This window comes from Citrobacter sp. RHBSTW-00029 (assembly GCF_014104295.1).
Classification (GTDB): Bacteria; Pseudomonadota; Gammaproteobacteria; order Enterobacterales; family Enterobacteriaceae; genus Citrobacter; species Citrobacter youngae.
The window spans coordinates 2466547-2480458 of sequence record NZ_JABXRT010000001.1; the positions used below are offsets into that span (position 1 = coordinate 2466547).

Consider the following 13912-nt stretch of genomic DNA (forward strand, 5'->3'; position numbering starts at 1 on the left):
GAACTGATGGCCTTTATGTTAAGTCCACTGCTTAAACGCTATACCTGGAACAGCACCTGGCTGTACTACGTGCGGATTTTTATCGCGCTCTGCGGCACTACGGCGCTGCCGTGGTGGCTGGATGACGTCAAACTGACCATCCCGCTCACGCTGGGCATGGTTGCTGCCGCGCTGACCGATCTGGACGATCGGCTCGCGGGTCGTCTGCGTAATTTGATCATTACGCTGATCTGCTTTTTCATTGCTTCGGCTTCCGTCGAATTGCTCTTCCCTTGGCCGTGGCTTTTCGCAATTGGATTAACGCTTTCCACCAGCGGCTTTATTTTGCTGGGGGGCTTAGGTCAGCGTTATGCGACCATCGCCTTTGGTGCATTACTGATCGCCATTTACACCATGCTGGGAACATCACTGTACGACCAGTGGTATCAGCAACCGATCCTGCTGCTTGCAGGCGCCATCTGGTATAACCTTCTGACGCTCATCGGTCACCTTCTGTTCCCGATTCGTCCACTGCAGGACAATCTGGCACGCAGCTACGAACAGTTGGCACACTACCTGGAGCTGAAATCCCGCCTTTTTGATCCCGACATTGAAGATGAAAGTCAGGCCCCCTTGTATGAGTTAGCGCTGGCCAATGGGCAACTGATGGCGACGCTGAACCAAACAAAAGTATCATTACTGACCCGTCTGCGCGGTGACCGCGGACAGCGAGGAACCCGCCGCACACTGCATTACTATTTTGTCGCGCAGGATATTCACGAACGCGCAAGTTCCTCACATATTCAGTACCAGACGCTACGCGACCATTTCCGTCACAGCGATGTGATGTTTCGTTTCCAGCGACTAATGTCGATGCAGGGACAAGCCTGTACGCAACTGTCTCGCTGCATTTTGCTACGCACCCCTTACCAGCACGATCCACACTTTGAGCGAGTCTTTACACATATAGATGCTGCCCTTGAGCGCATGCGTGCAAGCGGTGCCCCTGCAGATCTGCTCAATACGCTGGGATTCTTACTATCGAACCTGCGGGCTATTGATGCGCAACTGGCCACCATTGAGTCTGAACAGGCTCAGGTACTCTCGCGCAATGAGTCAGAAAATCAGCTTGCCGATGACAGTCCGCACGGATTCAGTGATATCTGGCTGCGTCTGAGTCGCAATTTTACGCCAGAGTCGGCGCTGTTTCGCCACGCGGTTCGCATGTCTCTGGTGCTCTGCGTCGGGTACGCCATTATCCAGATAACGGGCATGAACCATGGCTACTGGATCCTGCTGACCAGCCTGTTTGTCTGCCAGCCCAACTACAACGCCACACGACATCGTCTGGCGTTAAGGATTATCGGCACATTAGTCGGGATAGCGATTGGACTGCCCATCCTGTGGTTCGTCCCATCGCTGGAAGGGCAATTAATACTGCTGGTGATCACCGGCGTGCTCTTTTTTGCTTTCCGCAATGTTCAGTACGCACATGCCACAATGTTTATCACGCTGCTGGTATTGCTGTGCTTTAACCTGCTTGGTGAAGGGTTTGAAGTCGCACTGCCGCGCGTCATCGATACGCTGATTGGTTGTGCCATCGCATGGGCAGCCGTCAGTTTCATCTGGCCAGACTGGCGCTTTCGCAACCTGCCACGGGTGATTGAACGGGCGACCGATGCAAACTGTCGTTACCTTGATGCCATTCTCGAACAGTATCATCAGGGGCGAGACAATCGTCTGGCATACCGTATTGCGCGCCGCGATGCGCATAATCGTGATGCGGAGCTGGCATCCGTGGTGTCGAATATGTCGAGTGAACCGGATGTCACTGCCCAAACGCGCGAAACGGCATTCCGCTTGCTGTGCCTCAACCATACCTTTACCAGTTATATCTCGGCACTGGGCGCACACCGTGAACAGTTAACCAACCCGGACGTTCTGGCATTACTGGACGATGCCGTTTGCTATGTTGATGATGCACTTCATCATCAACCCGCTGACGAGCAGCGCGTATACCAGGCGCTTGAAGGACTGAAGCAACGGATTCAGCATCTTGAACCACGCCCGGACAGTAAAGAACCACTGGTCGTACAGCAAGTTGGCCTATTGATAGCGCTACTACCAGAAATCAGACGATTACAGCAGCAAATTGCCGCATTGCCGTCTAGTACACCGGTTCAGGCGTAAGAGAACTCACCCACTCCACAAGCTCCTGGCGACGAATCGCCGGGAGCGCCGCCTCATGAATTCCCCCAATTGCGCCTTCAAGGGCATAGAGTATTTTCACCGTCAGGGCGGGATTAACCTGTCGCAGTTTCAACCAGCACATTTTTGCCCCCAACATGCGTAATGTGCTTTCATCTTTTATACCTGCTTCATTCAGCAGGGTTTCCAGATGGAATGTCATGTTCGGCAGTCCACGCAGGCGATGCTGTGCAAAACGACTTTGCTTTTCTTTTAACGCCGCATCCAGTGAATACCGTGATAGCGACACCAGTTGTTGCTGATTTTGCCACAGCGTATCGTTCACCTGATAATAATTGAGCACCACCGGACGTCCACGTTTTATAAATGTCAGCCAGACAGGGGAATGTTTTACACAGTACTGCGCACTCTGTTCACAGGCCCGAAGATATAACTCGCCACTGGCGACCATGGCGAATACCGTGTCCTCAACCGTCAGGCTATAACCCCCAAACAGCGATCGATAACGAATAGTCCCCAATGACGCCAGATATTCTTGTGATTTATAGATCCTTGCATAAGAAAGTTTTTTCATAAAAATCCTTTTAAATCATAACGTAATAAAATGATTTGCAGTAGCGGATCCGTTAATGACGAAAATAGGCAACTTATTCGCAAGGGGCAAGATGAATTTTGTTTTTCCCGTAACAACAACCAAAAACTGCGAACCTGTTTCAGAAAATAAGGTTGATCTTTGGTGATAGCAGGGTTACTGTATATCCATACAGTAACTCACAGGGCTGGATTGATTATGTACACTTCAGGCTATGCAAATCGTTCTTCGTCGTTCTCTTCCACAGCAAGCAAAATTGCGCGCGTGTCGTCAGAGCACACTACCGCTGGGCTTATCAGTGAAGTGGTCTATCGCGAGGACCAGCCCATGATGACGCAGCTCCTGCTGCTTCCCCTGCTTCAGCAATTAGGTCAGCAGTCGCGCTGGCAGCTGTGGCTGACGCCTCAGCAAAAACTAAGCCGGGAGTGGGTGCAGTCGGCCGGGCTTCCATTGACGAAAGTCATGCAAATTAGCCAACTCTCTCCCTGCAATACGCTAGAATCTATGGTTCGTGCGCTACGCACGGGTAACTACAGCGTCGTAATTGGCTGGCTGACGGAAGAATTAACCGAAGATGAACATGCCGAGCTGGTAAAAGCAGCAGATGAAGGCAATGCGATGGGATTTATCATGCGTCCTGTACGCGCTCAGACACTTGCGGGGAGACAGCATTCCGGGCTAAAAATTCACTCGAATTTGTATCATTAAGTAAAATTAGGATTTATCCTGGAATTTTTTTTCACCCTCAAATTCGGCTTTGAGCTTTAACACCTTTTTTGTGAGAACGCCTGTGTGAAGCGGTTTCCGCGATAGTAGCTGTACAATTAATCATCCACAAATGTTAAATATTGTGTATACAAGCCTTTTTTTTTCATATGCCTGACGGACTTCACACTTGTAAGTTTTCAACTACGTTGTAGACTTTACATCGCCAGGGGTGCTCGGCGTAAGCCGCAGATATCGGTAGAGTAACTATTGAACTGGTCCCCGGGTGAAGGATTTAACCGTGTTATCTCTCTGGAGATATTCATGGCGAATTTTGGATGATAACGAGGCGCATAAAATGAAAAAGACAGCTATCGCAATTGCAGTGGCACTGGCTGGTTTCGCTACCGTGGCGCAGGCCGCTCCGAAAGATAACACCTGGTATACTGGTGCTAAACTGGGTTGGTCCCAGTTCCATGACATCGGCAACAATCAGATCAACAACAACGGACCGACCCACGAAAGCCAACTGGGTGCTGGTGCGTTCGGTGGTTACCAGGTTAACCCGTACGTTGGTTTTGAAATGGGTTACGACTGGTTAGGTCGTATGCCGTACAAAGGCAACACTGAAAATGGCGCATTCAAAGCTCAGGGCGTTCAGCTGACCGCTAAACTGGGTTACCCAATCACTGACGATCTGGACGTTTATACCCGTCTGGGTGGTATGGTTTGGCGTGCAGATGCTAAAAACAACGACGGCTTCAAAGACCACGACACTGGTGTATCCCCAGTATTCGCTGGCGGCGTAGAGTATGCAATTACTCCTGAAATCGCTACCCGTCTGGAATACCAGTGGACCAACAACATCGGTGACGCGAACACCGTTGGTGGTCGTCCAGACAACGGTCTGTTGAGCGTTGGTGTTTCTTACCGTTTCGGCCAGCAGGAAGAAGCAGCTCCGGTAGTTGCTCCGGCTCCGGCTCCGGCTCCAGAAGTACAGACCAAACACTTCACTCTGAAGTCTGACGTTCTGTTCAACTTCAACAAAGCGACTCTGAAACCAGAAGGCCAGCAGGCTCTGGATCAGATGTACAGCCAGCTGAGCAACCTGGATCCGAAAGACGGTTCCGTCGTTGTTCTGGGCTTCACTGACCGCATCGGTTCTGACGCTTACAACCAGGGTCTGTCTGAGAAACGTGCTCAGTCTGTTGTTGATTACCTGATCTCTAAAGGTATTCCTTCTGACAAAATCTCCGCACGTGGTATGGGCGAATCCAACCCGGTTACCGGCAACACCTGTGACAACGTGAAAGCTCGCGCTGCGCTGATCGACTGCCTGGCTCCGGATCGTCGTGTTGAGATCGAAGTTAAAGGCATCAAAGACGTTGTAACTCAGCCTCAGGCTTAAGTTATCGTCTTATAAAAAAACCCCGCCTGGCGGGGTTTTTTTTCACCTACATATCATGCAAAAGCACAGACACGCTCCATATTGACGTTACCCGTACCCTACTCTTTACCCAGTAACGCCTGTAGATCCTGTTTCAATGTCGACATCTTGTTCGCATACTTTTCTTTATGTTCCGCATCTTCAATCAACTGCACAATCGTTTCTGAGAGCGTTTTACCACGTCGCTGCGCAAGCCCGGCTAAACGCTGCCAGACCATAAACTCCAGATCGATCGATTTCTTACGCGTATGCTGATGTTCTGCATTAAAGTGCCGCTTACGCCTCGCCCGGATCGTTTGCTTCATACGATTGAGCAGTGCTGGGTTCATGTATTCTTCAATCCAGGCGTTGACCCGAACCGGTTCATTTTCGAGGGTTAGCAACAAATCAACGGCTTCTTTGGCAGCGCTGGCTTCCACATAGCGGGTAATCAACTCCCCCTCGCGATGCTTCTTCACCAGGTACTTCCATTTCCATCCGCTTTCAAGATTTTCAAGTTGTTGATATTTCATTGCGATCTCAATGTTACCGTGTAACTCTTATCAGAATATCAGCTTTTTCGGCATCTGAAGAAAAGAATATCCAGCCTGTGAACTGTCGCGCGTCATCACATTCGTTTAGCGGCGCTTTCCACGTGTGCAGTGCTGATGGTTACGGTATAATCTCGTTTTTTACAACAGACTAAAAAACATCAACTTTGACCATTACGAAACTTGCATGGCGTGATCTGGTTCCTGATACCGATAGCTATCAGGAAATATTTGCACAGCCGCACGTCACTGACGACACCGACACCTTACTCAGTGATACTCAGCCACGTTTACAATTCGCGCTAGAGCAACTTCTTCAGCACTGGGCTACGTCCTCGTTTATGCTGGTGAAAGCGCCCGAAGAGCTTGAGTATCTCAATCTTATTGCAACGGCTGCACGTACCTTGCATGCGGATGCCGATAAGTTAACCGGGGGGCATTACGATGTATCCGGCCACACTATTCGTTACCGCGCAGCAGAGAAAGCAGACGACAACTTTGCGACGTTAACTCAGGTGGTTAATGCTGACTGGGTTGAGGCCGAACAACTGTTTGGCTGTCTGCGCCAGTTCAATGGCGAAATTACGCTGCAACCGGGACTGGTCCATCAGGCCAACGGCGGTGTGCTGGTTATCTCATTGCGCACACTTCTGGCTCAGCCGTTGTTGTGGATGCGCCTGAAAGCCATTGTCAGCCACGAACGTTTTGACTGGGTGGCTTTTGATGAGTCTCGCCCCCTGCCAGTCTCCGTCCCTTCTATGCCGCTTAAACTGAAAGTGGTGTTGGTCGGCGAACGTGAATCGCTGGCAGACTTCCAGGAAATGGAACCAGAACTGGCAGAACAGGCTATCTACAGCGAATTTGAAGATAACTTGCAGATAGTGGATGCCGAAACCATGACACAGTGGTGTCAGTGGGTAACGCATACTGCCCGCCGCAACAATCTGCCCTATCCCGCTGCCGATGCCTGGCAGGTTCTCATCCGCGAAGCCGTTCGCTATACCGGCGAACAGGATACGCTGCCGCTTAATCCGCTATGGATCACCCGCCAGCTCAAAGAAGTGGCCCCTCTTTGCGACAGTGATACCTGCACTGCGGAGCAATTGAGCCTGATGCTTGCTCAGCGTGAATGGCGAGAAGGATTCCTCTCTGAACGGATGCAGGATGAGATCCTGCAAGAGCAGATCCTCATTGAAACGGAAGGCGAGCGTATTGGACAAATAAACGCCCTGTCGGTGATTGAATTTCCAGGTCATCCCCGCGCATTTGGTGAACCTTCACGTATCAGTTGCGTCGTGCATATTGGCGATGGCGAATTTACCGATATTGAACGTAAAGCCGAGCTGGGCGGAAATATTCATGCCAAGGGTATGATGATTATGCAGGCGTTCCTGATGTCGGAACTCCAGCTTGAACAGCAAATACCGTTCTCTGCCTCTCTGACATTTGAGCAATCATACAGTGAAGTAGACGGTGACAGCGCCTCTATGGCAGAACTGTGTGCGCTAATAAGCGCTCTCGCTGACGTTCCCGTCAATCAAAGCATCGCGATAACCGGTTCTGTCGATCAGTTTGGTCGTGCTCAACCTGTCGGCGGTCTGAATGAGAAAATTGAAGGCTTCTTTGCCATCTGCCAGCAGCGTGAATTAACGGGGACTCAGGGTGTGATTATCCCTGCAGCCAACGTCAGACATCTGAGCCTGCCACCCGCACTGTTGCAGGCTGTTGAAGAAGAAAAATTCACTATCTGGGCAGTAGACGACGTGACCGATGCGCTGCCACTGCTATTAAATTTGGTGTGGGATGGAGAAGGTCAGACGACGCTGATGCAAACTATCCAGGAGCGTATTGCTGCGGCAACGCAACAGGAAGGCCGTCACCGTTTTCCATGGCCGCTACGTTGGCTGAATTGGATTATTCCGAACTGATCGGACTTGTTCAGCGTACACGTGTTAGCTATCCTGCGTGCTTCAATAAAATAAGGCTTACAGAGAACATGGTAGATAAACGCGAATCCTATACAAAAGAAGACCTTCTTGCCTCTGGTCGCGGTGAGCTGTTTGGTGCTAAAGGCCCACAACTGCCTGCACCAAGCATGCTGATGATGGATCGTGTCATCAAGATGACCGAAACCGGCGGCAACTTTGACAAAGGTTATGTGGAAGCTGAACTGGACATCAACCCGGACCTGTGGTTCTTCGGATGCCATTTTATCGGCGATCCGGTAATGCCAGGTTGCCTGGGTCTGGATGCCATGTGGCAGTTGGTTGGATTCTATCTCGGCTGGTTGGGCGGCGAAGGTAAAGGCCGTGCACTGGGCGTGGGCGAAGTGAAATTCACAGGTCAGGTTCTGCCGACCGCGAAGAAAGTCACTTACCGCATTCACTTCAAACGCATCGTTAACCGCCGCCTGATCATGGGTCTGGCTGATGGTGAAGTGCTGGTTGATGGTCGCCTGATCTACACCGCAAATGATCTGAAAGTGGGTCTGTTCCAGGACACCTCGGCGTTCTAATCGCAGACATCTGTAGGTCTGGCAGTGCGACATGGCCGAATGACAGCGCTCGTTATTTTGCCGGTCTACAAAAGGCGAAACCTCCGCTTAGCGGAGGTTTCTTTTATCTAAAGAGACAGAATCAGGCCATTAAAACCCTATCCCCCATGGCTTCTCGCCAGCCTCCCAGCCAGTATGACCTCTGATTCAGCGTCTGGTAGGGACACATTTCTTTTGAGCGTCCGGCAATGCCGGCCTGATATCCACGTTGATGTGCCCGTTCCAGGCGATCTCGTTTTTGTCTCTTCATGCCTCGTTTCCCTCATTTTTAGGTCTGGTGGAAAAGAAAACAGTGATTACTAAGTGTGCAATCACACTAAACGAATACCCCTAAACATCAGGCTCGTCAATGCGCAAAATTCACGCCAGTGTCATAATTGTGAGCTAGCTGGTAAATCATTTGTACAAAAATTCTCTGTCAGAACAGCTACCTCAACCGCTAAAAAAATAAAAAAAACCGCCTCTGGCGATAAGCCTGAGGCGGCATAATTTACAATTACTTAAGCTTATGGAATACGTTTCAGCTCCTGGGCAATAGCCGTCGCTTCCTGACTCCAGGCGCTGGCCAGAACTTTCACCATTTCATCGTAGCCATCCTGCGTCTGCACAACTTCGATATGGAACGGACGCTTGATTAATTGCCCCTGGTGATTCAGCAACCATTCACCGCTGACAATCACTTTGCCATCGTAACGTCCGTGAAAGCCTGTCACCGTCACGTTAAGCGTATCCTGAGTGCTTCCCAACGGCTGAGATGCAACCACCCAGCCAGGAAGTTGCATACTGAGATTAGCGACAAGGGTATTACGTAACTGCTGATCCAGTGGGCTGGCCCAGAGATTGTTATTCGCTATCACATACTTCACGTCGCTGGTCTGGTACACCACACCATTCCCCGCCAGGTAATCAGGTACGGCAACCTGTTCAACCCACAGCAGGCGGTTGCCCTGATTAGCTGAACTTTGTCCCCCCCCTTGCGCAATGGGGAGCTGATAATAGCTTTTATTCTCTCCGCTGGAGCTACATGACGTCAGCCAGACCGCCATCATCACCACTAGCCACTTTTTCATTGTTTCGCCCTCTTCGGCTCTGGATCTTTTTTGTCCTTCGCTTCAAACACCAGCGCGTTGCTCTTGTCGTTCAGCGTTTTCAGAACCGGCTGCAGTTCACGCAGTACCTGATCAAGACGCTGCATATCTGCCACCATCTTGTTGTAGGCCGCAGAACCCGGCTGGAAGCCCTGCATGCTGCGATTCAGTTCACGCAACGTATTCTGCATATCCGCAGGAAGCTGCTGCATCGACTGGCTGGATGTGATCTTATTCATGTTATCCAGCGTAGTTTGCAGGTGTTTCATCGTGCGCTGGCTTTCCGACAGAGTCGTGGTCGCCTGCTCAATCATCGGGTTCAGCGGTAGGCTATTAATCTTATCCAACGCTTCCATCAGACGCTGCTGAATCTGCGCCAGACCGCCGCTCACTGTCGGAATAATTTGATAACCATTAAACTCGCGTACCCCTGTAATTGGCGGCTCTTTCGGGTAAAAGTCGAGATCGACATACAGCGCGCCGGTCACCAGGTTCCCCGTCTTCAATGACCCTCTCAGCCCACGTTTGAGCAACTCAGCAAGATGAGCCCCCACATCGGTGTCTTCGCCTAACTGCGCTTTCAACCGTTCAGGTTCGATACGCACCAGAACAGGAATGCGGTAATCGTTGTTAAATACCTGGCGCATATTTGGCGCAAAGAAAGGCACTTTACTTACTGTACCCAGGCGTATACCACGGAACTCCAACGGCGCTCCCGGCTGCAGACCACGAATTGAATCCTTGAAGAACATCAGGTAATCAATGTGATCGGTATACAAGGAATCCTGAATACTTTTTTGATCGTCATACAGATTGAAAGAGGAGAGCTGTTCAACCGGTTGGCCTTGTTCCAGCCCTTCCGGTACGTCAAAGCTTACTCCGCCGCCAAACAGCGTGGTGAGCGAGCCCATTTCCACTCGCATACCTGCCGAAGTGAGATCGACGGCAATACCGCTGTCCTTCCAGAAACGAACATTACTGGTTACCAGTCGATCGTTTGGCGCATTGATGAAAAGCTGGTAGCTGATCGTGCGTTTTTGCGCATCAAACGTGCTGGTCTCAACCGAGCCCACGCGATATCCACGGAACAGCACCGGGTCACCCGGACTCAATTGACCGGCTTTTTTACTGTCCAGGTTCACACGGATCCCTTTCGCATCAGGCGGCGCCAGCGGTGGAGAATCGAGCAATTGGTAATTTTCCAGCTTGCTGCCTTTATTACCAGGTTGTAGCTCAATATATGCCCCGGACAACAGCGTTCCCAAGCCACTGATACCTGCACGCCCCACCTGCGGCTTCACAACCCAAAAAACAGAATCTTTATGCAGCAGCTTTTCCATACCGGAATTGAGGCGTGCTTTAATTTCCACATGGGTCAAATCATCCGTCAGAGTAGCGCTTTCAACCACGCCGACATCTACGCTGCGGCTTTTAATCGTCGTTTTACCTCCTTCAATACCTTCGGCATTGGTCGTAATCAACGTGACTTCCGGCCCCTGATGGCTGTAGTGGTAAAACAGAACCCACGCGCCAATGAGTGCAGTGACGATAGGGAATATCCACACGGGCGACCAGTTTTTTACCTTCTGCACTTTGGCTTCCCCACTTTTAGATTCCATGCTGTCAGGACTCCTCATGATCTGGTTCTGGTTCACGGTCCCACGACAGACGCGGATCAAATGTCATCGCAGAAAACATTGTCATAATGACGACTAAAGCAAACATCAAAGCACCCATTGCAGGATAAATGTTCATTAATCCCCCCATGCGCACCAGCGCAGAGAGTACGGCAATTACAAAAACGTCGATCATTGACCAGCGACCGACAAATTCCACAACCTCATAAATTAAATGCATCCGTTCACTGTCGCGTTTACCGTGCCCTTTGGCATCCCAACACAGCCAGGCAATGGCGATCATTTTTAATGTCGGCACCATAATACTGGCGATAAAGATAACCGCTGCCACCGGGTAAGAACCTTCACTCCAGATTAAAACCACCCCCTCAAGGATCGTCGATGGCAATTTTGACCCCAGCAGGTCGGTGATCATAATCGGCAGAATATTGGCAGGAAGATAAAGCATGATCGACGTGAACAGTAAGGCTAATGTCCATTGCAAACTGTTTTTACGCCGCACATAACCTTTCGTCTGACAGCGCGGACACACCAGCTCATCAGCCGGAAGAATAGCCGTACAACAGGAGCAGGAACGCAATCCTTGCCGGATACCGGGTACACCTGGCTTTAAGACCTGTTTGATAGCCGGCATCGGCGCAATATCATCCCAAAGCCAGCGACGATCGACACACTGGAATGCACGTAACTGGAGAAGACAAAAGAAGCACCACGGGATGAAACTACTGCCCACACCGATATCGCCATAGGCCATCAGCTTAACAAAGCTCACCAGCACGCCCGCGAGGAAAATTTCCGCCATTCCCCAGCTTTTTAACTGAAACAAAATGCGCGCCAGCCATGCTTTAAGCCGCTCGGGCATCTGAACCCGGTTTACCAGTAGCAGGATCGTCAGCAGACAAAAGGCCGGAACCAGCTGAACGAATAAGATAAAGAAGGTGCCGAGACTGGCGTAATCTTCAGAAAAGAGCACGCTGGGGATTTGCAGCAGCGTCACTTCACTACTCACCCCTGCGACGTTCATATTCACAAAGGGGAAGAGATTTGACAGCAGCAGCATAAATAATGCGGCTAAAACATAGGCAGTGGGACGCTGCCGGGGCGCGTCCCACTCAACGGTTAACGTAGTGCCACATCGTGGACATGCCGCTTTCTGACCATGCTCAAGGCGAGGTAACGCCACCAGCATGTCACACTGCGAGCACAAAATATGCTTCGCGGCATGGTGATGTTCGCACATATGTGCTCCTTTAATTATGCGCCATTCTTCAAAGACTCAAGATACTCCCAGCGCTCAAAGGCTTGCTCAAGTTCTTGTTCCGCTTCGTTCAGATTAGCTAACACCTGTTGCGTTTGCTCGTGCGGCTGACTAAAAAACGCGGCGTCAGCAACCTGAGCCTGTAAGGTTTCCAGCTTAGCTTCCAGTTCTTCAAGCAACGCGGGGAGCTGCTCCAGTTCGCGCTGCAGTTTATAGCTTAGTTTGCTCGTGCCGCGTTTGACAATTTCTGCTTTAGGGGCAACAGTTTCCTCTGTTTTTTTCGCAACTGGCTGTTTAAACGCCACATACTGCGATTGCTGGCTGCGCGCATCATGATAACCGCCGACATAACGACCAATTTTACCGCCGCCTTCGAAGATCCAGCATTCGGTCACGGTATTATCAACAAACTGACGGTCGTGGCTCACCAACAGCACGGTGCCCTGATAGCTATCAATTAATTCTTCAAGCAGTTCCAGCGTTTCGACGTCCAGATCGTTGGTTGGTTCATCGAGAATTAACAGATTGCTGGGCTTCAGGAATAAACGCGCCAACAGCAGGCGATTGCGTTCCCCGCCAGAGAGCGCACGTACTGGCGTCATCGCACGTTTCGGATGGAACAGGAAGTCCTGGAGATAGCCCAGAACATGGCGAGGTTTGCCGTTAACCATCACCTCTTGCTTACCTTCAGCAAGGTTGTCCATCACGGTTTTATCCGGATCCAGTTCGGCGCGGTGCTGATCGAAATAGGCAACTTCCAGCTTCGTCCCGACGTGAATGCGACCACTGTCGGCCTGTAATTGTCCCAGCATCAGCTTAAGCAGCGTCGTTTTGCCGCAGCCGTTAGGCCCAATTAAGGCAATTTTATCGCTGCGCTGCACCTGCGCGGAGAAATCTTTCACCAGCTGCTTTCCGTCAACCTGGTAATCAACATTCTCCATTTCGAAGACAATCTTGCCAGAACGGCTAGCCTCTTCGACCTGCATCTTCGCTGTGCCCATCACTTCGCGACGTTCGCCACGCTCGCGACGCATGGCTTTCAGCGCACGCACACGACCTTCGTTACGCGTACGACGCGCTTTGATACCCTGACGGATCCAGACTTCTTCCTGCGCCAACTTGCGATCAAATTCCGCGTTTTGTAACTCTTCTACGCGCAACGCTTCTTCTTTATCCAGCAGATACTGATCGTAGTTCCCGGGATAGGTCACCAGCTTACCGCGGTCGAGATCGACAATGCGCGTCGCCATATTGCGGATAAATGAACGGTCGTGGGAGATGAAAATGATTGTCCCATTGAAGGTTTTCAGGAACCCTTCCAGCCAGTCGATGGTTTCAATATCCAGGTGGTTCGTCGGTTCATCCAGCAGCAGTACGCGCGGGTTACTCACTAACGCGCGACCCAGCGCCGCCTTACGTAACCAGCCGCCGGAAAGCGATGCCAGCTCCATGTCTGCTTCCAGGCCAAGCTGTTCCAGTACTTCATTAATACGGTTTTCCAGCTGCCACAGATTATGGTGATCCAGCTGTTCCTGAACCTTCGCCAGTTCCTGGAGGTTTTTATCACTCGGGTCGGTGATCACCAGATGCGAGATATCATGATAACGCTTGAGGTAAACCGCCTGTTCTGCAATCCCTTCGGCGACGAAATCGTAGACGCTACCCTGCACGTTGCGCGGCGGATCCTGCTGCAGACGCGCCACAACCAGATCCTGCTCATAAATAATACGCCCATCGTCAAGACCCTGCTCACGGTTCAGGATCTTCATCAGCGTCGATTTTCCCGCGCCGTTACGGCCTACCAGACAGACGCGTTCGTTATCCTCGATATGCAATTCTGCATTATCAAGAAGTGGCGAATCGCTGAACGACAGCCATGCGCCATGCATACTGATCAATGACATTTATTTTTCC

The 13912-nt window shown here is 51.0% G+C and carries 12 protein-coding genes; 5 read left to right on the forward strand and 7 right to left on the reverse strand.

Annotated features, from left to right (window positions below):
- Nucleotides 1-15: 15 nt before the first annotated feature.
- Complete coding sequence (yccS, locus tag HV041_RS12210; RefSeq protein WP_121584427.1) at nt 16-2169, forward strand: YccS family putative transporter; 2154 nt, start codon at nt 16-18, stop codon at nt 2167-2169.
- Here the strand turns inward: yccS and HV041_RS12215 are convergent.
- Nucleotides 2147-2761: a TfoX/Sxy family DNA transformation protein gene (locus HV041_RS12215; RefSeq protein ID WP_048212109.1), complete on the reverse strand. Its 615-nt coding sequence runs from the start codon at nt 2759-2761 to the stop codon at nt 2147-2149. The genes yccS and HV041_RS12215 overlap by 23 nt on opposite strands.
- 216 nt (nt 2762-2977) lie before the next feature.
- Between HV041_RS12215 and sulA the strand changes: the two genes are divergently transcribed.
- Both sulA and ompA read left to right on the forward strand, forming a co-directional pair.
- Nucleotides 2978-3487: an SOS-induced cell division inhibitor SulA gene (sulA, locus tag HV041_RS12220; RefSeq protein WP_040231828.1), complete on the forward strand. Its 510-nt coding sequence runs from the start codon at nt 2978-2980 to the stop codon at nt 3485-3487.
- 355 nt (nt 3488-3842) lie between these two features.
- The gene (gene ompA / locus HV041_RS12225) at nt 3843-4892 is read left to right on the forward strand and encodes a porin OmpA (RefSeq protein WP_048212110.1); all 1050 of its coding nucleotides are present in this window, start codon (nt 3843-3845) and stop codon (nt 4890-4892) included.
- Nucleotides 4893-4990: 98 nt separating this feature from the next.
- Here ompA and matP read toward each other — a convergent pair whose 3' ends face one another.
- Nucleotides 4991-5443 (reverse strand): macrodomain Ter protein MatP, encoded by a 453-nt coding sequence (gene matP, locus HV041_RS12230; protein WP_005123520.1) that lies wholly within the window; start codon nt 5441-5443, stop codon nt 4991-4993.
- 185 nt (nt 5444-5628) lie between these two features.
- Between matP and HV041_RS12235 the strand changes: the two genes are divergently transcribed.
- Both HV041_RS12235 and fabA read left to right on the forward strand, forming a co-directional pair.
- The gene (locus HV041_RS12235) at nt 5629-7389 is read left to right on the forward strand and encodes a Lon protease family protein (protein ID WP_048212112.1); all 1761 of its coding nucleotides are present in this window, start codon (nt 5629-5631) and stop codon (nt 7387-7389) included.
- A gap of 68 nt (nt 7390-7457) precedes the next feature.
- Nucleotides 7458-7976: a bifunctional 3-hydroxydecanoyl-ACP dehydratase/trans-2-decenoyl-ACP isomerase gene (fabA, locus tag HV041_RS12240; protein WP_003035875.1), complete on the forward strand. Its 519-nt coding sequence runs from the start codon at nt 7458-7460 to the stop codon at nt 7974-7976.
- A 121-nt stretch (nt 7977-8097) separates the two neighbouring features.
- Here fabA and rmf read toward each other — a convergent pair whose 3' ends face one another.
- From rmf to HV041_RS12265, 5 genes are all read right to left on the reverse strand, one after another.
- Nucleotides 8098-8265, reverse strand: a complete 168-nt coding sequence (gene rmf / locus HV041_RS12245) for a ribosome modulation factor (protein WP_003035871.1) — start codon at nt 8263-8265, stop codon at nt 8098-8100.
- A gap of 256 nt (nt 8266-8521) precedes the next feature.
- Nucleotides 8522-9085 (reverse strand): membrane integrity-associated transporter subunit PqiC, encoded by a 564-nt coding sequence (pqiC, locus tag HV041_RS12250; RefSeq protein ID WP_040231826.1) that lies wholly within the window; start codon nt 9083-9085, stop codon nt 8522-8524.
- On the reverse strand, nt 9082-10722 hold the full coding sequence (pqiB, locus tag HV041_RS12255) for an intermembrane transport protein PqiB (RefSeq protein ID WP_005123524.1): 1641 nt from the start codon (nt 10720-10722) through the stop codon (nt 9082-9084). The genes pqiC and pqiB overlap by 4 nt, the downstream gene beginning before the upstream one ends.
- A 4-nt stretch (nt 10723-10726) precedes the next feature.
- The gene (pqiA, locus tag HV041_RS12260) at nt 10727-11980 is read right to left on the reverse strand and encodes a membrane integrity-associated transporter subunit PqiA (protein ID WP_005123525.1); all 1254 of its coding nucleotides are present in this window, start codon (nt 11978-11980) and stop codon (nt 10727-10729) included.
- Between the two features lie 14 nt (nt 11981-11994).
- A complete protein-coding gene (locus HV041_RS12265) occupies nt 11995-13902 on the reverse strand; it encodes an ABC transporter ATP-binding protein (RefSeq protein ID WP_121584426.1) in 1908 nt (635 codons plus the stop codon).
- Nucleotides 13903-13912 lie beyond the last annotated feature (10 nt).